Below are 22651 nucleotides of genomic sequence, written 5' to 3' on the forward strand. Positions count from 1 at the left end.
CATCGTCGGCCAGCCGCGACCCGTGCCGCAACCGCGTTACGTCACAGTGGGGATCGAGGGGTCCGGCCAGGTCCAGTTCGCGACGGCCGGAATGTCCTCGCCGTGCTCCCTGGTCCAGCTGCGCGCCGCGAGCCGGGCGTCGACCATCTCCTGGCGCAGACCCGCTGCCCGCGTGCGGAGGCCGGGCACCCGGTCGATCACGTCGAGCACGAGGTGGAAGCGGTCGAGGTCGTTGAGCATCACCATGTCGAACGGGGTGGTCGTCGTGCCCTTCTCCTTGTATCCGCGCACGTGCAGGCCCGCGTGATTGCGCCTGCGGTAGGTGAGCCGGTGCACCAGCCACGGGTAGCCGTGGAAGGCGAAGATCACCGGCCGGTCGGTGGTGAACAGGGTGTCGAAGTGGGCGTCGGACAGGCCGTGCGGGTGCTCCTCGGCCGGCAGCAGTCGCATCAGGTCCACGACATTGACGACGCGTACCCGCAGGTCGGGCAGGCGGTCGCGCAGGATCGCGGCGGCGGCCAGCGTTTCCAGCGTGGGGACGTCACCCGCGCAGGCAAGCACCACATCCGGGGTGGTGCCTTGGTCGTCGTTGTGCCCGGCCCACTCCCAGATGCCGACACCGCGGGCGCAGTGCACAGCGGCTTCCGGCGCCGAAAGCCAATCCGGCCCGGGCTGTTTGCCCGCGACCACCACGTTCGCGTAGTGCAGCGAACGCAGGCAGTGGTCGTAGGTGGACAGCAGGGTGTTGGCATCGGGCGGCAGGTACACCCGGACGATCTCGGGGCTCTTGTTCACCACCACATCGAGGAAGCCCGGGTCCTGATGGGTGAAGCCGTTGTGGTCCTGGCGCCACACGTGCGAACTCAGCAGGTAGTTCAGGCTCGGGATGCGGCGTCGCCACGGCACGGCGAGGCTGGCGTCGAGCCACTTGGCGTGCTGGTTGAACATGGCGTCGACGATGTGGATGAACGCCTCGTAGCAGGTGAACACGCCGTGGCGGCCGGTGAGCAGATAGCCCTCGAGCAACCCCTGGCACATGTGTTCGGACAGCACTTCGACCGCGCGCCCGGTCGGTGACAGCGCCACATCCCAGCGCCCGACCTCGGCCTGCCAGTCGCGGCCGGTCACCTCGAGGATGTCCTGCAACCGGTTGCTGGCGAGTTCGTCGGGGGCGAAGGTCAGGAAGTTGTGCGGATTGCGGGCGGTGACGTCACGCAGCCAGCCGCCGAGCACCCTGGTCGGTTCGTGTCTGCTAGCCCCCGGCTGCTCCACCGGCACGCCGTAGTCACGCCAGTCGGGCAGGTCGAGATCGCGGACCAACAGCCCGCCGTTGGCCACGGGATTGAGGCTCATCGGCCGATCGGGAATCCGGTCGAGCAGGGCGGGCACCGGCCTGCCCGCTTCGTCGAACAGTTCCTCGGGCCGATACGACCGCAACCATTCCTCGAGCACTCGCCGGTGTTCCGGGTCGGTGCGCGCCGCGGGCAACGGGACCTGGTGGGCGCGGAAGGTGCCCTCGACCCGCTCGCCGTCGACCACCGGGGGACAGGTCCAGCCCTTCGGCGTGTGCAGCACGATCATCGGCCAACGCGGACGGGTGGTGTCACCGTCCTCGCGCGCGGCCCGCTGGAACCCGGCGATCCGGTCGAGGCAGGCGTCCATGGCGGCGGCCATCTCCTGATGCACCCGCGACGGATCGTTGCCCGACACGATCAGCGGTTCGTAGCCGTAGCCGCGCAGCAGTTCGATGAGCTCATCACGGGGAATGCGCGCGAGGATGGTCGGATTGGCGATCTTGTACTCGTTGAGTGCCAGGATCGGCACCACCGCGCCGTCGCGGGCCGCGTTGAGGAATTTGTTCGCGTGCCAGCTGCCCGCCAGCGGACCGGTCTCGGCCTCGCCGTCGCCGATCACGCAGAACACCGTGAGATCGGGGTTGTCCAGCGCGGCGCCGTAGGCGTGCAGCAGCGAATATCCGAGCTCACCGCCCTCGTGGAAGGAGCCGGGGGTCTCGGGGGCGCAATGGCTCGGGACGCCGCCGGGAAACGAGAACTGATGGAACAGTCGGCGCATACCGTCGGCGTCGCGGGGGATGTCGCGGTAGAGCTCGGCGTAGGCGCCCTCGAGCCAGGCGCAGGCGTTCGGACCGGGCCCGCCGTGGCCGGGGCCCGCGACGAAGACGGCGTTCAGGTCGCGTGCGCGAATCACCCGATTCGCGTGCGCCCACACCAGATTCAGGCCGGGCACCGTGCCGAAATGGCCGAGCAGGCGCGGCTTGATGTCGGTGGAACGCAGCGGCTCGCGCAGCAACGGGTTGCGCATCAGGTAGATCTGTCCGACCGCGAGATAGTTCGCGGCCCGCCACCACGTGTCGACGGCGACCAGTTCGTCGCTGGTCAGCGGGCCAGGAGTTTCGGTGAGCGAATAGGGTTGGGGCGCAATTGATTCGCCCTCGCCTCCGCCACCGATGTTGTCGGCGGCGGTATCGCCCTCGCTATTGCTGAGCCGGGTCATCGCTGACTCTCCTCGTACTCGCCTGGGCTGCGGCGTCGCCCGCCGCCGGACTGGTCGGCGCGCCGGAGGACACCCGGCGGCGCCGGTGGAGAAACGCAGTGCCGAGCCTACCGGTCGTGCCGGTTCGCACCGCCGGACCCGCGCTCCACTACTGTGCGGGCCATGGCTTTTCTCCCCAGGATCATCGGGACCGGACTGGTCGCCCTCGTCGCCCTCGTCAGCGCGGCATGCGGGTCCGACAGCGGATCGGCCGAATCCAAGGCGGCACCGACGCGCGAATGCATCGCCGAGGACATCAAGGTGGCGGGCGGCTTCGGTGACCCGCCGGAGATCACCATTCCCGACGACTGCACCCCGCCCAAGTCGCTGCTCGTCAAGGACCTGGTGCCCGGCACCGGACCCGGCGCGGTGGCCATGCAGCCGCTCACCATGAACTACGCGCTGGTCACCTGGTCGGACAAGCAGACCCTCGACAGCTCGTTCAAGCGCGGTGCGCCCTTCGACCTGACGCTCGGCGCGGGCCAGGTCATCGAAGGCTGGGACAAGGGCCTGCTCGGTGTGCAGCAGGGTGCGCGCAGGCTGCTCATCGTGCCGCCGGATCTCGGCTACGGCGAAGGCGGCAACGGCGTCGCGCCCAACGAGACACTGGTCTTCGTCACCGACGCGGTGCAGGTCGGCAGCTAGCCGCCACCGCAACCAACCGCCGATTGCACGACCGCGCGTGCGGTCAACTACCCTGGTCGGGATGCGTGCGTCCGCACCGACTCAGGGCGCGACGCCCCATGCGGGGGCCACCACCATGAACTACGAACCAAGGAGCATGTCCGTGAAGAGCACCGTCGAGCAGCTGAGCCCGACCCGGGTCCGGATCAACGTCGAGGTGCCCTTCGAGGAGCTGAAGCCCGACTTCGACAAGGCGTACAAGGCGCTGGCCCAGCAGGTGAAGATCCCCGGCTTCCGTCCCGGCAAGGCCCCGGCCAAGCTGATCGAGACCCGCGTCGGCCGTGGCGCCGTGCTCGAGCAGGTCGTCAACGACGCGCTGCCGAACAAGTACGCCGAGGCCGTGCAGGCCGGCGAGGTGAAGGTCATCGGCCAGCCCGAGATCGAGATCACCAAGATCGAGGACGGCGACGAGCTGGCCTTCACCGCCGAGGTCGACGTGCGCCCGGAGATCGCCCTGCCGGACTACTCGGGCATCGAGGTCACCGTCGATTCCTTCACCATCGGCGACGAGGACATCGAGCAGCAGCTCACCTCGCTGCGTCAGCGCTTCGGCACCCTGACCGGTGTCGAGCGGGCCGTGCAGGACGGCGACTTCGTCTCGATCGACCTGTCGGCCACCGTCGACGGCGAGGACGTGCCCGAGGCCGCCACCACCGGCCTGTCGCACGAGGTCGGTTCGGGTCAGCTCATCGAGGGCCTCGACGAGGCCGTCATCGGCCTGAAGGCCGGCGAGTCCGCCGAGTTCACCTCCACCCTGGTCGCCGGCGAGCACGCCGGTAAGGAAGCCGTGATCACCGTGACCGTGCAGTCGGTCAAGGAGCGCGAGCTGCCCGAGGCCGACGACGAATTCGCCCAGCTGGCCAGCGAATTCGACACCATCGACGAGCTCAAGGAAGACCTGAAGGGCCGCGTCGAGCGCACCAAGAAGATCGAGCAGGCCGGTCAGATCCGCGACAAGGTGCTCGACACCCTGCTCGAGACCGTCGAGGTGCCGCTGCCCGAGGCCGTCGTCAAGGCCGAGGTCGACGCGGTGCTGCACGACGCCGTGCACGGCTTCGACCACGACGAGGCCAAGCTGGCCGAGGCGCTCGAGGCGCAGGGTTCCTCCCGCGAGGAGTTCGACAAGGACACTCAGGAAGCCGCCGAGAAGTCGGTGAAGACCCAGCTGCTGCTGGATGCCATCGCCGAGGCCGAGGGCACCCAGGTGGGCCAGCAGGAGCTCACCGAGCGCATCCTGTTCCAGGCCCAGCGCTACGGCATGTCGCCGGAGCAGTTCATCCAGCAGGTGCAGCAGGCCGGTCAGCTGGGTGCGGTGTTCGCCGACGTGCGCCGCGGCAAGGCGCTGGCCGGAGTTGTCGGTCAGGTCAAGGTCACCGACACCGACGGCAACGAGGTCGACACCACCGAAATGTTCGGTGACCCTGCGGATTCCGCCGAGACCGAGCAGGGCGAAGCCGCTGCTGAGTAAGTTTTCCCGGCGTGATTTGATTGCGCTGTGAGCGAAGAAGGGCGGTACCGGGAGTTCGGTGCCGCCCTGTTTCGTTAGTGTTTGAGACGACGACGAACCGTAGGCCGTTTGCAATCGGTGAGAAGAGAAGGCAGGTATCCGTGACAATCAACCAGGCAGGGGTCATGACAGCCGCTACTGCTGGTCTCAACCTCAGTGATTCCGTGTACGAGCGGCTGCTGCGCGAGCGCATCATCTTCCTTGGCACCCAGGTCGACGACGAGATCGCCAACAAGATCTGCGCGCAGATCCTGCTGCTCTCGGCCGAGGACTCGACCAAGGACATCTCCCTCTACATCAACTCCCCTGGTGGTTCGGTCACCGCGGGCATGGCGATCTACGACACGATGCAGTTCGCCGAGTGTGACATCAGGACCGTCGCGATGGGCCTGGCCGCGTCGATGGGTCAGTTCCTGCTCACCGCGGGAACCAAGGGCAAGCGTTTCGCGCTGCCGCACACCCGGATCATGATGCACCAGCCGTCGGCCGGTATCGGTGGTTCGGCCGCCGACATCGCCATCATGGCCGAGCAGTTCGCGCACACCAAGCGCGAGCTCAACGAGCTGCAGGCGCTGCACACCGGCAAGTCGGTCGAACAGGTGACCGAGGACGCGGACCGCGACCGCTGGTTCACGGCGAAGGAAGCTCTCGAGTACGGCTTCATCGACCACGTGGTCAGCCACGCGAACCAGACGAAGTAAGCCACGCCGCGCACCGACACACTCGACTCGACCCTGGAGACAACCATGGCCAATCTGATCGACCCGCGCGCAGGCTTGGGTGGCGCTGCCGCCGCCAACCCGCAGTCGCGCTACATCCTGCCGCAGTTCACCGAGCAGACTTCGTTCGGCGTCAAGACCTCCGACCCGTACAACAAGCTGTTCGAGGAGCGCATCATCTTCCTGGGCAACCAGGTCGACGATGTCTCGGCCAACGACATCATGGCCCAGCTGCTCGTGCTGGAGTCGCAGGATCCCGATCGCGACATCACCATGTACATCAACTCGCCCGGTGGCTCGTTCACCGCGCTGATGGCGATCTACGACACCATGCAGTACGTGCGTCCCGACGTGGTGACGGTGTGCCTGGGTCAGGCCGCCTCGGCCGCCGCGGTGCTGCTGGCCGCCGGTGCGCCCGGCAAGCGTGCCGCGCTGCCCAACGCGCGCATCCTGATCCACCAGCCGTCCTCCGGCGGCGTGCAGGGTCAGGTGTCCGACCTCGAGATCGCCGCCGCCGAGATCGAGCGGATGCGCCGTCTCATGGAGGTCACGATTTCGCGGCACACCGGCAAGTCCGAGGAGCAGGTCCGCAAGGACACCGACCGTGACAAGATCCTGACCGCCGAGGAAGCCAAGGAATACGGCATCGTCGACCAGGTCTTCGACTACCGCAAGCTCAGCGGACAGAAGTGACACGCCCGGGTCCGTCGCCTGCTACCCGGCGGCGGACCCGGTTTTCTGCTACAACCCAACACATCGAACATGCGCGAGTTGTCGACCTGGCTCGCGCACAGCAGGTACGGTCGACTCAGGGACCATTGCTCTGATTGTCGGCACCGAAACGTATTCCGGCCCAATCGGAGGACGAGGGTCGCACTCGGACATAGGAAGTAGGGACCTACGAGATGGCGCGCATCGGAGACGGCGGCGATCTGCTCAAGTGCTCGTTCTGCGGAAAGAGCCAGAAGCAGGTCAAGAAGCTCATTGCGGGCCCTGGGGTCTATATCTGCGACGAGTGCATCGATCTCTGCAACGAGATCATCGAGGAAGAGCTGGCCGAGTCGAGCGAGGTCAAGCTCGACGAGCTGCCCAAGCCCTCGGAGATCCGTGATTTCCTCGAGAACTACGTGATCGGCCAGGACACCGCCAAGCGGACCCTCGCCGTCGCGGTCTACAACCACTACAAGCGCATCCAGGCGGGCGACAAGGGTCGCGACAGCCGGGGTGAGGCCGTCGAGCTGATGAAGTCGAACATCCTGATGCTCGGCCCCACCGGTTGCGGCAAGACCTACCTCGCGCAGACGCTGGCCAAGATGCTGAACGTGCCGTTCGCCATCGCCGACGCCACCGCGCTCACCGAAGCCGGTTACGTCGGTGAGGACGTCGAGAACATCCTGCTCAAGCTCATCCAGGCCGCCGACTACGACGTGAAGCGCGCCGAGACCGGCATCATCTACATCGACGAGGTCGACAAGATCGCCCGCAAGAGCGAGAACCCGTCGATCACCCGCGATGTCTCCGGTGAGGGTGTGCAGCAGGCGCTGCTGAAGATCCTGGAGGGTACGCAGGCGAGTGTGCCGCCCCAGGGCGGACGCAAGCACCCGCATCAGGAGTTCATCCAGATCGACACCACCAACGTGCTGTTCATCGTGGCGGGCGCGTTCGCGGGCCTGGAGAAGATCATCTCCGACCGCACCGGTCACCGCGGTATCGGTTTCGGCGCCGAGGTGCGCTCCAAGGCCGAGGTCGACACCGACGACCACTTCGCCGACGTGATGCCCGAGGACCTGATCAAGTTCGGTCTGATCCCCGAGTTCATCGGCCGTCTGCCGATCGTCGCCTCGGTGACGAACCTGGACAAGGAATCGCTGGTCAAGATTCTCTCGGAGCCGAAGAACGCGCTGGTCAAGCAGTACGTTCGCTTGTTCGAGATGGACGGTGTTGACCTCGAGTTCACCCCCGACGCCCTCGAGGCGGTCGCCGATCAGGCCATCCTGCGCGGCACCGGTGCGCGTGGTCTGCGGGCGATCATGGAGGAAGTCCTGCTGCCGGTGATGTACGACATCCCGGGCCGCGACGACGTCGCCAAGGTGGTCGTGAACGCCGACACCGTCACCGAGAATGTCCTGCCGACCATCGTGCCGCGCAAGGCCCAGCGCACGGAGCGTCGCGACAAGTCGGCCTAGACCGACCCCGAACACCACAGCGCCCGCCGGATCCGATCCGGCGGGCGCTGTGCTGTGTGCTGAGTTGTCGCGGTCGCTCAGTTGTCGCGGAACGACGGCGCCGCCGACACGATGTCTTCGTCGTCCTCGGCGGGGATCTCGGCCGAGGCGCGGGCGATGGCGGTGCTGTAGCGCGCGCTGGCGGCATTGTGGATGAGCAGGGCAACACCGATCATCACCGGAGCCACCGCGTGCACAGCGGCGTCGTACCAGTTGCCCGCGCTCAGATGCGGGTAGGTGTTGAGGGCGATGGTGAGGGCGAGCAGGAAACCCTCGGCGACGAACACCTGGGTGCGGTTGCCCATCACGCCCCACTCCGAGACCCGGGTGGTGCCGATCATGATGATGACCAGGCAGACGCTGATCATCGCCTCGAGGCCGAAACTCGCCCAGAACAGCGGGTCGCTCGGGCCGCCGGGGGCGATGTTGTGCTGCACGTTCACCGCCGACCACAGCATGCCCGCGATCACCACGCCGGCGAGCGCGCGCAACGACCAGGTTCGGTGCTGGTAGAGGGAGGCCAGCCGGGCGCGCGGGTTGGATTCGCGGCGCTGAGCGGCGATGGCCTTGCGGGCGAGCATGAGGTCGGCCATCTCGGCGCGTTCGAGCTCGGCGGTCGTCTCGCGCAGGCGGTCGGCGTGCGTCGAGGCGGCTTTGATCTGCTTCCAGCGCTGATCGCGCTCGTAGGTGCGGATCTTCTCGGCCAGCTCGCGTTCGGCGCGCAGTTCGTCTTCCGAGAGCGCGTCGGTCAGGGCCGGGTCGGATTGATAGGTGATGCGTTGCCGGGCACGTTCCACCCGGACGGGCAACGCGAGGACTTCGTCATCGAGCGGGTGTTCCTCGCGCATCGCAACTCCAGTGTGCAAAAGGGTTCGCCTGGTCGCGTCATTGTTGCGCATCGAGGCGCCCGAGGCACATCCGAGGTCCGGGTCGATCGAACATGCGGATGCCGGAAACTTCTGGCGCACAACTGTGTAGCTGTTTCAGCGGCCGTCGTGGACACGGTGACGAACGATTCGCATCGTTCGCGCCCGGTTGCCGAGGAGCTTCGTTGATCCTCCGTGGTTCGCCGTTGAACCTTTGTCCCGTTCGGTGCTTCTGCTGATGATGTCGCTGCCGGTCATCAGCGTGTTACCTGGTGTTCGGAAACTTTCGTTTCGTCCTTTTCGTCCGCCTTGCAGGGCGTTCACCCATTAAGACGGGCTCACCTCGCAAAACTCATCGGCGTATCCTCGCGGTGTGTCGGACTGATGCTGCTGATTTCGTGCTGTTTACTCGGTCCGTCAATCAGATGTTCGAGTGACGAGTGGAAGCGGAGGAGACATGGCACTGCCTACGATGACCGCCGAACAGCGCACCGAGGCGTTGGCCAAAGCGGCTGCCGTGCGCAAGGCGCGCTCGGAACTGATCGGCAAGGTGAAGGAGGGCAAGGTCACCGTCGCCGATCTGCTCAAGAAGGCCGACAGCGACGACCTGGTCAAGAAGACCAAGGTCGCGGCCGTGATCAAGGCGCTGCCGGGCGTTGGCCCGGTGAAGGCGGCCAAGCTGATGGATCAGGCCGAGATCCCCGAGGATCGTCGTATCGGTGGTCTCGGTGCACGCCAGCGCGCGGCACTGCTCGACGCCCTCGAGGCCTGAGCCGGATCGTGATCCGGCGCCCGTGGTGCACCACGCACGGGCGTCGGGATGGTCTCGGGCTCGCGGAGCTCAGACGCAGTAGGTCAGCAGGAAATCATTGATACGCAGGCGCCAGCCCGGCTGCAGCTCGATCGGGAGGGTGCCGACCCGCGACCACCGGTCGCTGTCGGGGGCGGCGAAATAGGTGCCGGAGGTGGCGGGCGCTTCGCGGACGAACACCTTGCCCCGGTCGGGATCGACGAAGGCATGAACCCGCGAGACCAGCCGATCGCGTTCGATCAGGATCGGCGTGGCAGCGGACTGGCGAACAGAATTGTCGCCAGAGGGGTTGCGGCCCAATACATATGGCCGGTCGAGGGGATAGCTCAGACCGTCCTCGGTGACCAAGGCGCCCCGCGGACTGGTCGAATTGCCCAGGTGCTCTTGGCTTTTACGCAGCCCCACCGGCTCGGCACGCTTGGCGGCGTCGATCGCCTGCGACCACGCCAGCGGTGCGTGTGCGGCGGGGGAATTGCGCGGACCGGTGCTCACGGTGGCGCCCTCGCCGGAATCGGGCCGACCACCCACACTCACGGTCTCACCGTCCGGAATGCTCGTCACCGGTTCGTCGGCCACGGCGAAACCACTGGTCGACGGCTGAGCCGCGGCGGGCTCGGCCTCGCTGCGCGGGCGCACCGCCTGGAAACCGGTGGCCTCGGTGGGTGGTGGTTCGTCGATCGCCTCCACCCGGCGCGGTGCGGGACCGCGACGACGGCCCAGATTGAGCACGAAACCGTTGCCGTTGACGATGCCCGCGCGCAGGTCCGTTCGCGGATTGGCGCTGGTCGGGTCGGCCATCTCGGCGCCGATCGCGATGCGGCGGACCGGTTCGCGAATGATCTCGTCGACCCAGGTGAAGGCGCGGTCCCCGGCCAGGCGGCGGTTGCCCTCGGCGCCGGAGACCTCCGCGATCACGGTGCCGCGCAACAAGATCAGGATCCCGTCGGCGGTGGGGGCGAGGACACCGAACGGCGGTGGCGCCGACGCGCCGCCGAACACCACCCCGGCCAGCCGCTGGGCGAGTGCCGCACCGGGTGCCGAGGCTGTGGTGTTGAGCGCGACGGTCTCGACCGCACCGAGTAACCGGTCGGTCGACGGTGTCTCGCCGGCCAGATAGACCACGACATCGCCGAACCGAGCGACGATTCCGGTACCGGGCACGATTGCCACGGTGGACGAATGCGCGCGCATCAACGCCTCCTTGTCGGACGGGGTCACTGCCAGCATAGAGGGACACGGCGGGCTCGGAAGCGGGTTGTCGCAGGCTTCGCAAACTGACCGGACGGTCTCGCGAACATTGTTCGTCGCAAACGACGTTCGGGTGGCGAGTAGGATTACCCGCCATGAATGCCGCACCCGTCAGTCGCCGGGCCAGACCGGCGAAAGCTCCACTGAGTCGTGACATCGTCATCGAGACCGGATTGCGCATCCTCGACTCCGAGGGATCGGCCGCGCTCACCATGCGCCGGGTGGCGCAGGAACTCGATACCGGTGCCGCCTCGCTCTACGTCTACGTCGCCAATCGCGACGACCTGATGACGGGCATGCTAGACCACGTCCTGGCCGCCGTACCGACACCCACCCACGGCGACTGGCGCGAGCGCCTCGAAGCCCTCGTCACCTCGGCCGTCGACGCGCTCGGCCGCCACGAAGGTCTCGCGCTCGTCGCGTTCGCCCGGTCCACCGGTCGCGCGCTCGGGCTGGTCGAGCAGTTGCTCGGCCTGCTGCGCGAGGGCGGGCTCGACCCGGCCAGGGCCGCCTGGGCCGTCGACCTGCTGTACCCGCACATCACCGCCGCGGCCGCCGAGCGGGCCGTCTACGACGACACGACCGTGTCGCGGCGTCTCGCCGGCCTGCCCGCCCGGAGCTACCCGAACATCACCGCCGCCCGCGAGCACCTGGCGGGCGACGCCGCCGCCCGCACCCGGTGGGCATTGAACGCGCTGCTCAACGGCATCCTCGCCACCCCCGTGGAGGTGCGATGACCGGCCTCGAGCACGTACCCGCGCTGGCTACCAGCTACCCCATCGCACCGGGCGGCCCCGTTCAACGCCGTGATCCGACCCGGGGCGGCGAGCTTGTCCGGCCGGGCGGACCGATCCGGCCGGCCCGTGAACGCGATATCGCCACGCTGCAGGAGATCGAACGTCGCGCCGGTGCGCCGTTCGCCGAGATCGGCATGGTCGCCGTCGCCGAGGACGAGCCGCCGTCGGCGGAACTGCTGCGCGAGTTCCTCGTCGGCGAACGCGCCTGGGTATGGCCCGATGCGCAGGACGAACCGATCGGTTACCTGCTGCTCGGCATCGTCGACGGGCAACCGCACATCGACCAGGTGTCGGTCGACCCCGCCTTCGCCGGTCTGCGGATCGGCAAGAGCCTGATCGACAACGCCGTCACCTGGGCGAAATCCCAGGGCCTGCACGAGCTCACCCTCACCACCTTCACCGAGGTCCCCTGGAACGGTCCCTACTACGAGCGGCTCGGCTTCACCTACATCCCCGTCGACGACGAACCACCTGGCCTGCGCGCTGTCCGTGCCGAGGAATCCGCCAACGGCCTCGACGAATGGCCGCGCGCGTGCATGCGCGTCGATCTGAGGGGCTGGGTCTACGACTGACCCGTCGTTGGGGGGTCCGAGTCGGTGGTGCCGGCCCGCATCACCAGTCGCCACCCGTCCGCCGCCGCTGCGTCGAGGCGGCGGGTGTGCGACTGTCCTGCGCCCTATTCGCAATGCGTGGCCCTGCGCCGGCCCTGGCTCCTCGAGTCGGTGTAGCGGTCGGAGGCACAGGCCGCGCTGGGGTGCCGACGTGTCCCTACGGCCGACTGCGACTCATCCGAAGGCTTACCCCGCGCGGGGCCGAGTCTCCGAAGTGCAGGTGCCCGGCGCGGTTTGCGGATCAGCGTTCGCACGCCGAGCCGAATTGGCCACGCAGCACCTGCGGCCCCGAGGCGGCCGGCTGCCTGTGGCCGCTTTGTGCCGGGCTACGCGGTCGAAGGCCGCTTCCGGAGTCGGGCGGCTTACGAGCGACGTCCGATGATCGCGGCGTTGCGAGCGAGGGCGGCTTCGGCGGCAGGGGTCGCGGCGGCGCGGTCGGTGGGAACCAGGCCGATGCGGGTGCGGCGGTCGAGGAGATCGTCGACCGTTTCGGCGCCCTCATGGGTGATGGCGAAGTCGAATTCGGCGGCGGTGACGTCGATTCCGGGGGCGACGGGTTCGGCGAGGGCCGGGTCGGCCAGCCAAGCCGAGACGATGGCGCCCGCTTCGTACCCGTAGCGCTCGATCAGGACCGGAGGAGCGTCGATGCGGTCGCGGGCCGCGCCGGACACCGCGCCGACCAGGGGGAGCCGGGTGGTGCGGCTGGGCGCGGCCGACAGACCCGCGTGCGCGATCGCGGCGTCGACGGCGTCCTGCGCCATGCGCCGGTAGGTGGTGAGCTTGCCGCCGACGACGGTGATGAGCCCGTCGGGTGCGGTGAGCACGGCGTGCTCGCGGGAGATGTCGGCGGTGCTGTCGTCGGCGGTCTTCAGCAGGGGCCGCAGCCCGGCGAAGCGACCGCGGATGTCCTCGCGCGTCAGCGGTTCTCGCAGCGCGGTGTTGATGGTGTCGAGCAAGAAGTCGACCTCGGCTTCGGTGGGCTGGGGTTCGTCGGGGATCGGGCCGGGGGCGTCCTCGTCGGTGAGGCCGAGGTAGACGCGGCCGTGGGCGGCGGGCAGGGCGAACACGAAGCGGCTGATGCTGCCGGGCACGGGCACGGTGAGTGCCGCACTGAGCCCACCGAAGGCGGCGGCATCGAACACCAGGTGGGTGCCGCGGCTCGGGCGCAGTTCGATGCTGCTGTCGACCTCGCCTGCCCACACGCCGGTCGCGTTGACGACGGCGCGGGCGCGCACGTCGAGGGTCTCACCGGTCCGCGTATCGCGTAGTCGCACCGAATTGCCATCGGCCGCAACGGCTTCCATGCGGGTGAGCACGGTCGCGCCCTGTCCGGCCGCCGTGCGAGCCAGGGCGACGACGAGGCGGGCGTCGTCGACGAGCTGCCCGTCCCACGCCTGCAACCCGCCCCGCAGGCCGTCACGGCGCACGGTAGGCGCCAGCCGCAATGCCTCCGCGGCGGCGACCTTTCGCGATCGCGGCAGGATCGCGGCCCGGGTACGCGCGGCCACCCGCAGCGCGTCACCGGCAACGAAACCAGCGCGGATCAGCGAACTCTGAGCCGCACCCATACCGGGCAGCAGCGGAACGAGCTGGGGGAGCGGGCGCACCAGATGGGGTGCCGTGGTGCGCAGCAGGATGCCGCGTTCGACCGCGCTCTCGTGGGCGATGCCGACCCGCCCGCTCGCCAGGTAGCGCAATCCGCCGTGCACGAGCTTGGAACTCCAGCGGCTCGTGCCGAAGGCGAAGTCGTTGCGTTCCACCAGCAGGGTGCGCAGGCCGCGCGCGGCGGCGTCGAGCGCGGCACCGGCACCGGTGACACCCGCGCCGATCACCACCACATCCACCTCCGGGTGGTCGCCGAGCGCGGCGAGGTCGGCGGTGCGGCGAGCCGCGTCGAGCGCGGTGGGTGAATCAGCAGTCATCACAATCCTTGTCGGGGTTCAGGGAAGCAGGTAACCCTCGATCGCCCTCGCCAGCTCGGTGTCGAACTGCGCGCCCTCGAGCAACGGCGCCATCGTGCCCGCCGACTGCACCGCCGACTGGGCGATGAGCAGCAGCATGGCGGCCAGCTGCTCGGGCTCGCCCGCCCGGATCGACCCGTCTTCCTGGCCGATCCGGATCGCGGTGGCGAACAGTTCGATGAGCGTGCGCTGATTGCGCCCGAGCCTGCCGAACACGTAGGTGAGCATGAGGTCGGTGTCGGTGCGGAAAATCTTGGCGAACACCGCGTTGGCCCGCACCGCCGCCGCACCCGCCACGATGCCGCGCACCAGCCGATCGAGGCCGAGGCCGGTGTCGGGCATGGTCTCGGCGACGATGGTGCGCAGCTCGCGCACCAGCAGTTCCGCGATCAGCGAGCCGGTGTCCGGCCACCGCCGGTACACCGTCGGCCTGCTCACGCCGGCGCGGCGTGCCACTTCGGTGAGCGTGGTGCGGCGCACCCCGAAATCGACGACGCAGGCCCGCGTGGCATCGAGAATCGCCATATCGGTAGGCGAAAGCCGCTGGTCGGCTCGAGCCGCGAGGTCGATCATCCTGTACACCCCCATGGTGTTCGACGGCGCCGTGGTGAGCGCCGTGGTCTGGCCGGAACGCCCAAGGGTATCGAGCGCGCCGGTGGGTTCGTCGCCGCGAATTCGCGGCAGTGACATCCGACAACTGGGTAGAGGCCGACTCGAGGAGATCTCGTGTAGTTACTGCTTGACACTATATGTCAGGATGTAACGCATGGTCGAGTTGAACAGCGAAATGTCCGGATCGACGGCCGAACGGCCGAGTATGGTGTGGGACGCCTGGGGTGTGCCCGCCGGACATCAACCCCTGTCGGCGCAGATCCGCGGCCTGCTCACCCAGGTCTTCGGGATCTCGGGTGAGCCGGCGGCACGACGCGACGAGGGCGACGTGCCGCTGGTCGCGAGCACGCTCACCGCCACCACCCGCGCGGACCTCGCCGCCCTGGTCGGCGCCGAGCACGTCAGCACCGACGACATCGACCGGCTGCGGCACGCGGGCGGCAAGAGCACCCCCGACCTGCTGCGCCGCCGCGACACCCGCCCGCAGGACGCGCCCGACGCGATCGTCGCGCCCGCCGACCACGACGCGGTGCTGGCCGTACTGCGGTACTGCTCCGCGCACGGCATCGCGGTGGTGCCCTTCGGTGGCGGCACCAGTGTGGTCGGCGGCGTCGACCCGGTGCGCGGCCGGTTCCCCACCGTGATCGCGCTCGACCTGCGCAGGCTCGACACCCTCACCGACGTGGACCCGGTGAGTGGCACCGCCACCCTCGGTGCCGGGCTCACCGGCCCGCAGGCGGAGAAACTGCTTGCCGGGCAGGGTCTTTCGCTCGGGCATTTCCCGCAGAGTTTCGAATTCGCCACCATCGGCGGGTTCGCCGCGACCAGGTCGTCGGGGCAGGCGTCGGCGGGCTACGGCCGTTTCGACGACATGGTCCAGCGACTGGTGGTCGCCACCCCGCAGGGCACCCTCGATCTCGGCCGCGCGCCCGCCTCGGCGGCCGGGCCCGACCTGCGCGAACTGTTCGTCGGGTCCGAGGGGACGCTCGGTGTGATCACCTCGGTCACCGTGCGGGTGCACCCGATCCCCGAAACCACTGCCTACCAGGCCTGGTCATTCCCCGACTTCGCCACCGGCGCGGCCGCCCTGCGCACCGTCGTGCAGACGGGTGCGGCGCCGACGGTGCTTCGCCTGTCCGACGAGGCCGAGACCGGCCTGAACCTGGCCCGCTCGAGCGATATCGGCGGCGCGCCCGTCTCCGGCTGCCTAGCGGTGACGACCTTCGAGGGCACCGCCGCCCATGTCGCGGCCCGCAGCGCCGAAGCGAGCGAACTGCTCAGCGCCGCCGGCGGAACCGCGCTCGGGACCGCCCCGGCCGAACAGTGGGAGCACGGCCGTTTCGCCGCGCCCTATCTGCGTGACGCCCTGCTCGATGTCGGGGTGCTGTGCGAGACGCTGGAAACAGCGACCAGCTGGTCGAACCTCGCGAATCTGAAGGCGAAAGTGACTGCCGCGCTCACGGATTCGCTCACCGCCCAGGGCACCCCCGCGCTGGTGATGTGTCACATCTCGCACACCTACCCGACCGGTGCGTCGCTGTACTTCACCGTCGTCGCCAAGCAGCTCGAGGATCCGATCGCGCAGTGGCGCGTCGCCAAGACCGCCGCGGGCGACGCCATCATGGCGGCCGGTGCCACCATCACCCACCATCACGCCGTCGGCGCCGACCACCGTCCGTGGATGGGCGCCGAGGTCGGTGACCTGGGCGTACAGGTGCTGCGGGCGGTGAAACACGAACTCGACCCCGCAGGCGTGCTGAATCCTGGAAAGCTGGTGCCGTGAAACAGCATTCGGTACAGCGATTATTGCTCGTCACCAACCCGCACTCCGGTGCCGGTCGCGGTGACGGTGTCGCCGAGGCGGTCCTGGCGGTAGCCCTGGCCGGTGGCGTCGAGGTCGCACAGGTGCGGGCGCCGAGCGCGGCGGAATCGGTGGAGCAGGTTGCCGCCGCGATCGCCGACCCGGCCAGGCGGCCCGACGCGGTCGTCTGCGTGGGCGGTGACGGTCTGATGAACGTGCTGCTCGCCGCCGTCGCCCACACCGGCGTGCCGCTCGGGCTGGTTCCCGCCGGCACGGGCAACGACCTCGCCCGCGAACTCGGCATCCCCACCGGTGACCCGCGCGCCGCTGCCGAGATCGTGCTGCGCGGCCGCGCGAAGACCATCGATCTGGGCCGTATCGAATCCGTCGGCGCCACGCCCACCTGGTTCGCCACCATCGTCGGCGCCGGTTTCGACGCCCGAGTCACGTTGCGCGCCAACGCGATGAGCCGCCCGCGCGGACCGCTGCGCTACACCTTCGCCGCCGCCGCCGAACTCATGCGCGGCTACACGCTGCCGTTCCAGATCGAGATGTCGGGTCTGGCGCCCGGCGCGCTCGACAACCCCGACGACGCGCACGCGGTGATCTACACCGACGCCGTGATGACGCCCATCGGCAACACCCGCACCTACGGCGGCGGCATGCTGGTGTGCCCCGACGCCCTGCCCGACGACGGCTACCTCGACATCACAGTGGTCGGTGCGGTCTCGCGACTGGAGATGGCGCGCCTGCTGCCCGCCCTGTCGGCGGGCAAGCGCATCGATCACCCCTCGACCAAGCGGTACCGCGCCCGCCGCATCACCGTCACGGCGTCGGGTGGGTATGCCACCGCCGACGGTGAACCGGCGGGCACCCTTCCCGTCACCGTGCAGGCGATGCCGGGTGCACTGACGGTGCTGGTGCCCTGACCCGGACGATTGGCGAGTCGGCACCCGGTGACCGGTGTCGCCATCAGGCACGACGGGTCCCGGTGCGGTGCCGTCGACGATGCCTGTGGTCGGCACCGTCGACCGGGCGAGCACGATCAGGCGGGCGGCGCGAAGGTGATCCGGGAGATCTCGGTGAGGGTGGGACGGTCGACTACGACGACCGACGACGCGGGTAGCGGCCGGGCGTCGAGGTCGCGCATCAGGCGCTCCCAGCGGCGGCAGTGCGCGCCGAAGGCGACGATGTTCACCCGCCTGCCGCGGGTGACCTGACCGCGCCTGGCCTGGGTGGCGGGGACATCGATCAGCACCATGTGCACCTCGCGCTCACCCGAGCGCGCCCACCGCGCGATCAGGCGACGGCTCCAGGCGAATGTCGCGCAGTCGTGGATGGCGACCGGTCCGTCGGCGACCAGCAGCGCCGCGCGGATCGCCCGGTAGTGCGCCAGGTGCACCAGCGGACGCCACAGGGGGTAGGGCACCCGGCCGAGCCGGTGCCGCAATCGGTTGCGGGCGTGGTTGGAATCGAGCACCAGTGCGCCCGCTGCCGTCCGCACCGGCAGCTCCGCGTTCGGGTCGGCGCCGAAAAGGCGGTGCAGCGCAGTGGATTTCCCCGCGCCGGGCACCCCGGCGAAAATCAGCACCGCCGTGGCGGGGTAGCGCAATTCGTCGACATGGTCCGCGCGTAAGTCCAGCAGTGCGACGGGAATGACGGTCCGGGACGGCACGGATCGATCGGCGGGAGGGGAGCTGGCATCGAGCGGAGGCGTCACCCTCTCCAGAATCCGGGAAAACAGACAATTCGGCAATCGGTGAACACCCTGAGTTCGCGTCGACCGGCCTGTCGGACAACAGTTTCCGCGTGTCGATGGAGACACTCACAAACCTCGCCGACCACCGCTTGGAAGAATCTGAGAATTGGCTATGTATTCGAGGGGCGGCCGAAAATCGCCGGTAGAGTCGACCACGAGAGGCGAAGTCTTCGGTGTCCCTCATCCACCGAAGACCTCGCCTCTGTTTTGTTGGAGCGCTGGCGCGCTCGAGGTTCGCGACGGACCCGCCTCGAGGCCGGGTCGTACGTGGCTGGGACTGCGGGGTGAGGCGGGGGAAACCCGGTTGTCCGTTCCCCTTAGGATTGGGGCGTGACCAGCGCAGCCCCAGACAACTCGCGTAATCGTGCCGATGCCCTGCCCAAGAGCTGGAATCCCAGCGAGGTAGAGGCCGACCTGTACGAGGGCTGGGTAAACGCCGGGTACTTCACCGCCGACGCCACCTCGGCCAAGCCCGCGTACTCCATCGTGCTGCCGCCGCCGAACGTCACCGGCACCCTGCACATGGGGCACGCGCTCGACCACACCCTCATGGACCTGCTCACCCGCCGCAAGCGGATGCAGGGGTACGAGGTGCTGTGGCTGCCGGGCATGGACCACGCGGGCATCGCGACCCAGACCGTGGTGGAGAAGCAGCTCGCCGTCGACGGCAAGAACAAAGAGGACTTCGGTCGCGAGCTGTTCATCGACAAGGTGTGGGACTGGAAGCGCGAGTCCGGCGGCCAGATCCAGGGGCAGATGCGCCGCCTCGGTGACGGTGTCGACTGGAGCCGCGACCGGTTCACCATGGACGACGGGCTCTCGCGCGCCGTGCAGACCATCTTCAAGCGGCTCTACGACGCGGGCCTGATCTACCGCGCCGAGCGGCTGGTGAACTGGTCGCCCGTGCTGCAGACCGGCATCTCCGACCTCGAGGTCGACCACAAGGAGGTCGACGGCGAGCTCGTGAGCATGCGCTTCGGCTCCCTGAACGACGACGAACCGCACGTCATCGTGGCAACCACCCGGGTGGAGACGATGCTCGGCGACACCGCCGTGGCCGTCCACCCGGACGACGAGCGGTACAAGGCGCTGATCGGCACCACGCTGTACCACCCGATCACCGGCCGCCAGATCCCGATCGTCGCCGACGACTACGTCGACCCGGAGTTCGGTTCCGGCGCGGTGAAGATCACCCCCGCCCACGACCCCAACGACTTCGAACTCGGCCTGCGCCACGGCCTGCCGATGCCGACGATCATGGACAAGGCGGGCCGGATCGCCGACACCGGAACGGAATTCGACGGCATGGACCGTTTCGAGGCGCGCGTGAAGATCCGCGAACGCCTCGAGGCCGAGGGCCGCATCGTCGGGCGCAAGTACCCCTACAAACATCAGGTCGGTCACTCGGAGCGCTCCGGCGAGCCGATCGAGCCGCGTCTGTCGATGCAGTGGTGGGTCAAGGTCGACACCCTGGCCAAGGCCGCGGGCGACGCGGTGCGCGACGGTGACGTGAAGATCCATCCGGCCAGTCAGGAACCCCGCTGGTTCGACTGGGTCGACAACATGCACGACTGGTGCATCTCGCGTCAGCTGTGGTGGGGCCACCGCATCCCGATCTGGTACGGGCCCGAGGGCGAGATCGTCTGCCTCGGCCCGGACGAGCAGGCCCCCGAGGGCTGGGTGCAGGACCCCGACGTGCTCGACACCTGGTTCTCCTCGGGTCTGTGGCCGTTCTCCACGATGGGCTGGCCCGACGCGACCCCCGAGCTGGCGAAGTTCTATCCGACCAGCGTGCTCGTCACCGGTTACGACATCCTGTTCTTCTGGGTGGCCCGGATGATGATGTTCGGCATGTACGTCAGCGACGATCCGGTGCTCACCGCGGGCAAGGGCGGGCAGAAGCAGGTCCCGTTCGAAGACGTGTTCCTGCACGGCCTCATCCGCGACCAGCACGGCAAGAAGATGTCGAAGTCGCGCGGCAACGGCATCGACCCGCTGGACTGGATCAACTCCTACGGCGCCGACGCGCTGCGCTTCACCCTGGCCCGCGGCGCCCAGCCCGGCGGCGACCTCTCGGTCGGTGAGTCGCACGCGCTCGCCTCGCGCAGCTTCGTCACCAAGCTGTTCAACGCCACCAAGTTCGCGCTGATGAACGGTGCCCGCACCGGCGACCTGCCCGCGCGCGAGACGCTCACCGACGCCGATCGCTGGATCCTCGACCGGCTCGACCAGGTCCGCGCCGATGTCGACTCCGCGTTCGATTCCTACGAATTCGGCAAAGCCTGTGAGGCGCTGTACCACTTCGCCTGGGACGAGCTGTGCGACTGGTACCTGGAACTGTCGAAGGTGCAGTTCGCCGAGTCCGATGCGCGCGCCGAGAGCACCTCGGTGGTCCTCGGCAACGTGCTCGACGCGGTGCTTCGCCTGCTGCACCCGGTGATCCCGTTCGTCACCGAAACCCTCTGGAAGGCGCTCACCGGCGGTGAGTCGGTGGTGGTCGCGCCGTGGCCGCAGGCCAGTGGCGTCGCCGCCGACGAGCGGGCCGCCCAACGGGTCGCCGACGCGCAGCGGCTCATCACCGAGATCCGGCGCTTCCGTGGCGATCAGGGCCTGGCCGACAAGCAGAAGGTGAAGGCCACGCTGGTCGGCATCGAGGAAGCCGGACTCGCCGGTTTCGCGGCCTCGGTGGCGAACCTGGCCCGTCTCACCGAACCCGGTGACGACTTCGCGACCACCGCCGAGGTGGAGGTCCGCCTGTCCACGGGCACGGTGACCGTCCAGCTCGACACCTCCGGCGCCATCGACCTCGACGCCGAACGGCGCAGGCTGGAAAAGGATCTCGCGGTCGCGCAGAAGGACCTCGACCAGACCACCGCCAAACTGGCCAACGAGGCGTTCCTGGCCAAGGCGCCGCAGCAGGTGGTCGACAAGATCACCGCTCGCCGCGATGTGGCCACCGCGGAGGTCGCCCGGATCAGCGCACGCCTGGCGGAGCTGAGCGCCAAGTGAGCGACATCGGCCCCGACAACGGCGATCTCGGCCCCGAGGAGGCGGGCTTCGGCGGTGACGACTACCGCCCGGCCCAGCTCGGCACCGGCCCGTCGCCGGTCGAGCTGGCCGAAATGGCGCTGGTCGAAGCCGAACTCGACAAACGCTGGCCGGAAACCAAGATCGAGCCGTCGCTCACGCGCATCAGCACCCTGATGGATCTGCTCGGCAACCCGCAGTACAACTATCCGGCCATCCACATCGCGGGCACCAACGGCAAGACCTCGGTGACCAGGATGATCGACGCGCTGCTCACCGCCCTGCACCGGCGCACCGGCCGGATCACCAGCCCACACCTGCAGCTGGCGACCGAGCGGATCAGCATCGACAACGCACCGATCAGCCCCGCCCGGTACGTGGAGACCTACCACGAGCTCGCGCCGTATATCGACATGATCGACCAGCGCTCCGCCGAGGCGGGCGGCCCGGCGATGAGCAAGTTCGAGGTGCTCACCGGCATGGCCTACGCCGCGTTCGCCGAGGCACCCGTCGACGTGGCCGTCGTCGAGACCGGCATGGGCGGTACCTGGGACGCCACCAACGTGATCGACGGCCAGGTCGCCGTCATCACCCCGATCGGCCTGGACCACACCGAGTACCTCGGGCCCGACCTCGAGTCGATCGCCAAGGAAAAAGCGGGAATCATCAAGCGCGCCAAGGAAGCTCTGGTTCCGGTCGACACCGTCGCGGTGATCGCCGAACAGGCCCCCGAGGTGATGGACGTGCTGCTGCGCCGGGCCGTGGAGGCCGACGCGGCGGTCGCGCGCGAAGGCGCGGAATTCCGGCTGCTGGAACGGGCCGTCGCGATCGGCGGTCAGCTGCTGACCCTGCAGGGGCTGGGCGGCGTCTACGACGAGATCTTCCTGCCGCTGCACGGCGAACACCAGGCCCGCAACGCCGCCCTCGCGCTGGCTGCCGTCGAGGCGTTCTTCGGGGCGGGTGCCGAGCGTCAGCTCGACATCGAGGCCGTGCGCGCCGGATTCGCGGCCGTCACCAGTCCCGGCCGGATGGAACGGATGCGCAACGCGCCGACCATCTTCGTCGACGCCGCCCACAACCCGGCGGGCGCGCAGGCGTTGGCGAACACACTCACCGGCGAATTCGACTTCCGCAAGCTGGTCGGGGTGGTCGCCGTCCTCGGCGACAAGGACGCGGCGGGCATCCTCGACGCCCTGGAACCGGTGTTCGACGAGATCGTCGTCACCAGCAACGGGTCGCCGCGCGCCATGGACGTCGACACCCTCGCCGACCTGGCCGTCCAGCGTTTCGGCGACGAACGCGTGATCACCGCCGACACCCTGCCCGACGCCCTGGAATCGGCGATCGCCCTGGCCGAACAGGCAGGCGACGACGGCGATGTGATCTCGGGTGCGGGCGTGATCGTCACCGGATCGGTGGTCACCGCCGGGGCCGCCCGCGCGCTGTTCGGGAAGGGGCCGGCGTGAGTGG

At 68.7% G+C, this 22651-nt stretch carries 18 protein-coding genes; 12 read left to right on the plus strand and 6 right to left on the minus strand.

What is annotated here, in order from left to right:
• Positions 1–36 precede the first annotated feature (36 nt).
• Entirely contained in the window at positions 37–2514 is a 2478-nt protein-coding gene (locus NI2_RS04275; protein WP_084475891.1) for a phosphoketolase family protein, read from the minus strand.
• A gap of 162 nt (positions 2515–2676) precedes the next feature.
• Between NI2_RS04275 and NI2_RS04280 the strand changes: the two genes are divergently transcribed.
• The 5 genes from NI2_RS04280 to clpX all read left to right on the plus strand — a co-directional run bounded on the left by NI2_RS04280 (position 2677) and on the right by clpX (position 7649).
• Entirely contained in the window at positions 2677–3198 is a 522-nt protein-coding gene (locus NI2_RS04280) for an FKBP-type peptidyl-prolyl cis-trans isomerase (RefSeq protein ID WP_067486210.1), read from the plus strand.
• A 142-nt stretch (positions 3199–3340) separates the two neighbouring features.
• Entirely contained in the window at positions 3341–4705 is a 1365-nt protein-coding gene (tig, locus tag NI2_RS04285; RefSeq protein ID WP_067486974.1) for a trigger factor, read from the plus strand.
• 164 nt (positions 4706–4869) lie between these two features.
• Entirely contained in the window at positions 4870–5445 is a 576-nt protein-coding gene (locus NI2_RS04290; protein ID WP_067486977.1) for an ATP-dependent Clp protease proteolytic subunit, read from the plus strand.
• A 45-nt stretch (positions 5446–5490) separates the two neighbouring features.
• Positions 5491–6156: an ATP-dependent Clp protease proteolytic subunit gene (locus tag NI2_RS04295; protein WP_067486212.1), complete on the plus strand. Its 666-nt coding sequence runs from the start codon at positions 5491–5493 to the stop codon at positions 6154–6156.
• Positions 6157–6368: 212 nt separating this feature from the next.
• Entirely contained in the window at positions 6369–7649 is a 1281-nt protein-coding gene (gene clpX / locus NI2_RS04300; protein ID WP_067486214.1) for an ATP-dependent Clp protease ATP-binding subunit ClpX, read from the plus strand.
• 77 nt (positions 7650–7726) lie between these two features.
• Here clpX and NI2_RS04305 read toward each other — a convergent pair whose 3' ends face one another.
• Positions 7727–8536: a hypothetical protein gene (locus NI2_RS04305; protein ID WP_067486980.1), complete on the minus strand. Its 810-nt coding sequence runs from the start codon at positions 8534–8536 to the stop codon at positions 7727–7729.
• A 475-nt stretch (positions 8537–9011) separates the two neighbouring features.
• Here NI2_RS04305 and mihF point away from each other — a divergent pair, with 475 nt between their 5' ends.
• The gene (gene mihF, locus NI2_RS04310) at positions 9012–9326 is read left to right on the plus strand and encodes an integration host factor, actinobacterial type (RefSeq protein ID WP_019045768.1); all 315 of its coding nucleotides are present in this window, start codon (positions 9012–9014) and stop codon (positions 9324–9326) included.
• Between the two features lie 69 nt (positions 9327–9395).
• Here the strand turns inward: mihF and NI2_RS04315 are convergent, their stop codons facing one another.
• Positions 9396–10592: an FHA domain-containing protein gene (locus tag NI2_RS04315; RefSeq protein WP_067486216.1), complete on the minus strand. Its 1197-nt coding sequence runs from the start codon at positions 10590–10592 to the stop codon at positions 9396–9398.
• Positions 10593–10708: 116 nt separating this feature from the next.
• Between NI2_RS04315 and NI2_RS04320 the strand changes: the two genes are divergently transcribed.
• Together NI2_RS04320 and NI2_RS04325 are read left to right on the plus strand one after the other, a co-directional pair.
• Positions 10709–11350, plus strand: a complete 642-nt coding sequence (locus NI2_RS04320) for a TetR/AcrR family transcriptional regulator (RefSeq protein ID WP_067486218.1) — start codon at positions 10709–10711, stop codon at positions 11348–11350.
• Positions 11347–11982: a GNAT family N-acetyltransferase gene (locus NI2_RS04325; protein ID WP_084475892.1), complete on the plus strand. Its 636-nt coding sequence runs from the start codon at positions 11347–11349 to the stop codon at positions 11980–11982. Before NI2_RS04320 ends, NI2_RS04325 begins: the two co-directional genes overlap by 4 nt.
• Before the next feature lie 401 nt (positions 11983–12383).
• Here the strand turns inward: NI2_RS04325 and NI2_RS04330 are convergent, their stop codons facing one another.
• Both NI2_RS04330 and NI2_RS04335 read right to left on the minus strand, forming a co-directional pair.
• A complete protein-coding gene (locus tag NI2_RS04330) occupies positions 12384–13943 on the minus strand; it encodes a glycerol-3-phosphate dehydrogenase/oxidase (protein ID WP_067486986.1) in 1560 nt (519 codons plus the stop codon).
• An 18-nt stretch (positions 13944–13961) separates the two neighbouring features.
• On the minus strand, positions 13962–14570 hold the full coding sequence (locus NI2_RS04335; protein ID WP_371851939.1) for a TetR/AcrR family transcriptional regulator: 609 nt from the start codon (positions 14568–14570) through the stop codon (positions 13962–13964).
• A gap of 178 nt (positions 14571–14748) precedes the next feature.
• Between NI2_RS04335 and NI2_RS04340 the strand changes: the two genes are divergently transcribed.
• Together NI2_RS04340 and NI2_RS04345 are read left to right on the plus strand one after the other, a co-directional pair.
• On the plus strand, positions 14749–16377 hold the full coding sequence (locus tag NI2_RS04340; RefSeq protein ID WP_133734016.1) for an FAD-binding oxidoreductase: 1629 nt from the start codon (positions 14749–14751) through the stop codon (positions 16375–16377).
• Positions 16374–17324, plus strand: a complete 951-nt coding sequence (locus tag NI2_RS04345; protein WP_067486220.1) for a diacylglycerol kinase family protein — start codon at positions 16374–16376, stop codon at positions 17322–17324. Before NI2_RS04340 ends, NI2_RS04345 begins: the two co-directional genes overlap by 4 nt.
• Before the next feature lie 116 nt (positions 17325–17440).
• Here NI2_RS04345 and NI2_RS04350 read toward each other — a convergent pair whose 3' ends face one another.
• Positions 17441–18070 (minus strand): AAA family ATPase, encoded by a 630-nt coding sequence (locus NI2_RS04350; RefSeq protein ID WP_243749890.1) that lies wholly within the window; start codon positions 18068–18070, stop codon positions 17441–17443.
• Between the two features lie 414 nt (positions 18071–18484).
• On the opposite strand from NI2_RS04350, the gene NI2_RS04355 reads away from it, so the two are divergent.
• Together NI2_RS04355 and folC are read left to right on the plus strand one after the other, a co-directional pair.
• Entirely contained in the window at positions 18485–21163 is a 2679-nt protein-coding gene (locus tag NI2_RS04355) for a valine--tRNA ligase (RefSeq protein WP_067486222.1), read from the plus strand.
• A 113-nt stretch (positions 21164–21276) separates the two neighbouring features.
• Positions 21277–22647: a bifunctional tetrahydrofolate synthase/dihydrofolate synthase gene (folC, locus tag NI2_RS04360; RefSeq protein WP_067486997.1), complete on the plus strand. Its 1371-nt coding sequence runs from the start codon at positions 21277–21279 to the stop codon at positions 22645–22647.
• The last annotated feature ends 4 nt before the right edge of the window (positions 22648–22651 follow it).

The organism is Nocardia ignorata NBRC 108230 (assembly GCF_001612905.1).
GTDB lineage: Bacteria > Actinomycetota > Actinomycetes > Mycobacteriales > Mycobacteriaceae > Nocardia > Nocardia ignorata.

Bases quoted from the DNA above. Each gene is read 5' to 3' on its own strand.
- NI2_RS04330 (WP_067486986.1), bottom strand. From the start codon at position 13,943: ATGACTGCTGATTCACCCACCGCGCTCGACGCGGCTCGCCGCACCGCC.
- mihF (WP_019045768.1), top strand. From the start codon at position 9,012: ATGGCACTGCCTACGATGACCGCCGAACAGCGCACCGAGGCGTTGGCC.
- NI2_RS04325 (WP_084475892.1), top strand. From the start codon at position 11,347: ATGACCGGCCTCGAGCACGTACCCGCGCTGGCTACCAGCTACCCCATC.
- folC (WP_067486997.1), top strand. From the start codon at position 21,277: ATGGCGCTGGTCGAAGCCGAACTCGACAAACGCTGGCCGGAAACCAAG.
- NI2_RS04275 (WP_084475891.1), bottom strand. From the start codon at position 2,514: ATGACCCGGCTCAGCAATAGCGAGGGCGATACCGCCGCCGACAACATC.
- NI2_RS04320 (WP_067486218.1), top strand. From the start codon at position 10,709: ATGAATGCCGCACCCGTCAGTCGCCGGGCCAGACCGGCGAAAGCTCCA.
- NI2_RS04295 (WP_067486212.1), top strand. From the start codon at position 5,491: ATGGCCAATCTGATCGACCCGCGCGCAGGCTTGGGTGGCGCTGCCGCC.
- clpX (WP_067486214.1), top strand. From the start codon at position 6,369: ATGGCGCGCATCGGAGACGGCGGCGATCTGCTCAAGTGCTCGTTCTGC.
- NI2_RS04340 (WP_133734016.1), top strand. From the start codon at position 14,749: ATGGTCGAGTTGAACAGCGAAATGTCCGGATCGACGGCCGAACGGCCG.
- NI2_RS04335 (WP_371851939.1), bottom strand. From the start codon at position 14,570: ATGGGGGTGTACAGGATGATCGACCTCGCGGCTCGAGCCGACCAGCGG.
- NI2_RS04315 (WP_067486216.1), bottom strand. From the start codon at position 10,592: ATGCTGGCAGTGACCCCGTCCGACAAGGAGGCGTTGATGCGCGCGCAT.
- NI2_RS04305 (WP_067486980.1), bottom strand. From the start codon at position 8,536: ATGCGCGAGGAACACCCGCTCGATGACGAAGTCCTCGCGTTGCCCGTC.
- NI2_RS04280 (WP_067486210.1), top strand. From the start codon at position 2,677: ATGGCTTTTCTCCCCAGGATCATCGGGACCGGACTGGTCGCCCTCGTC.
- NI2_RS04290 (WP_067486977.1), top strand. From the start codon at position 4,870: ATGACAGCCGCTACTGCTGGTCTCAACCTCAGTGATTCCGTGTACGAG.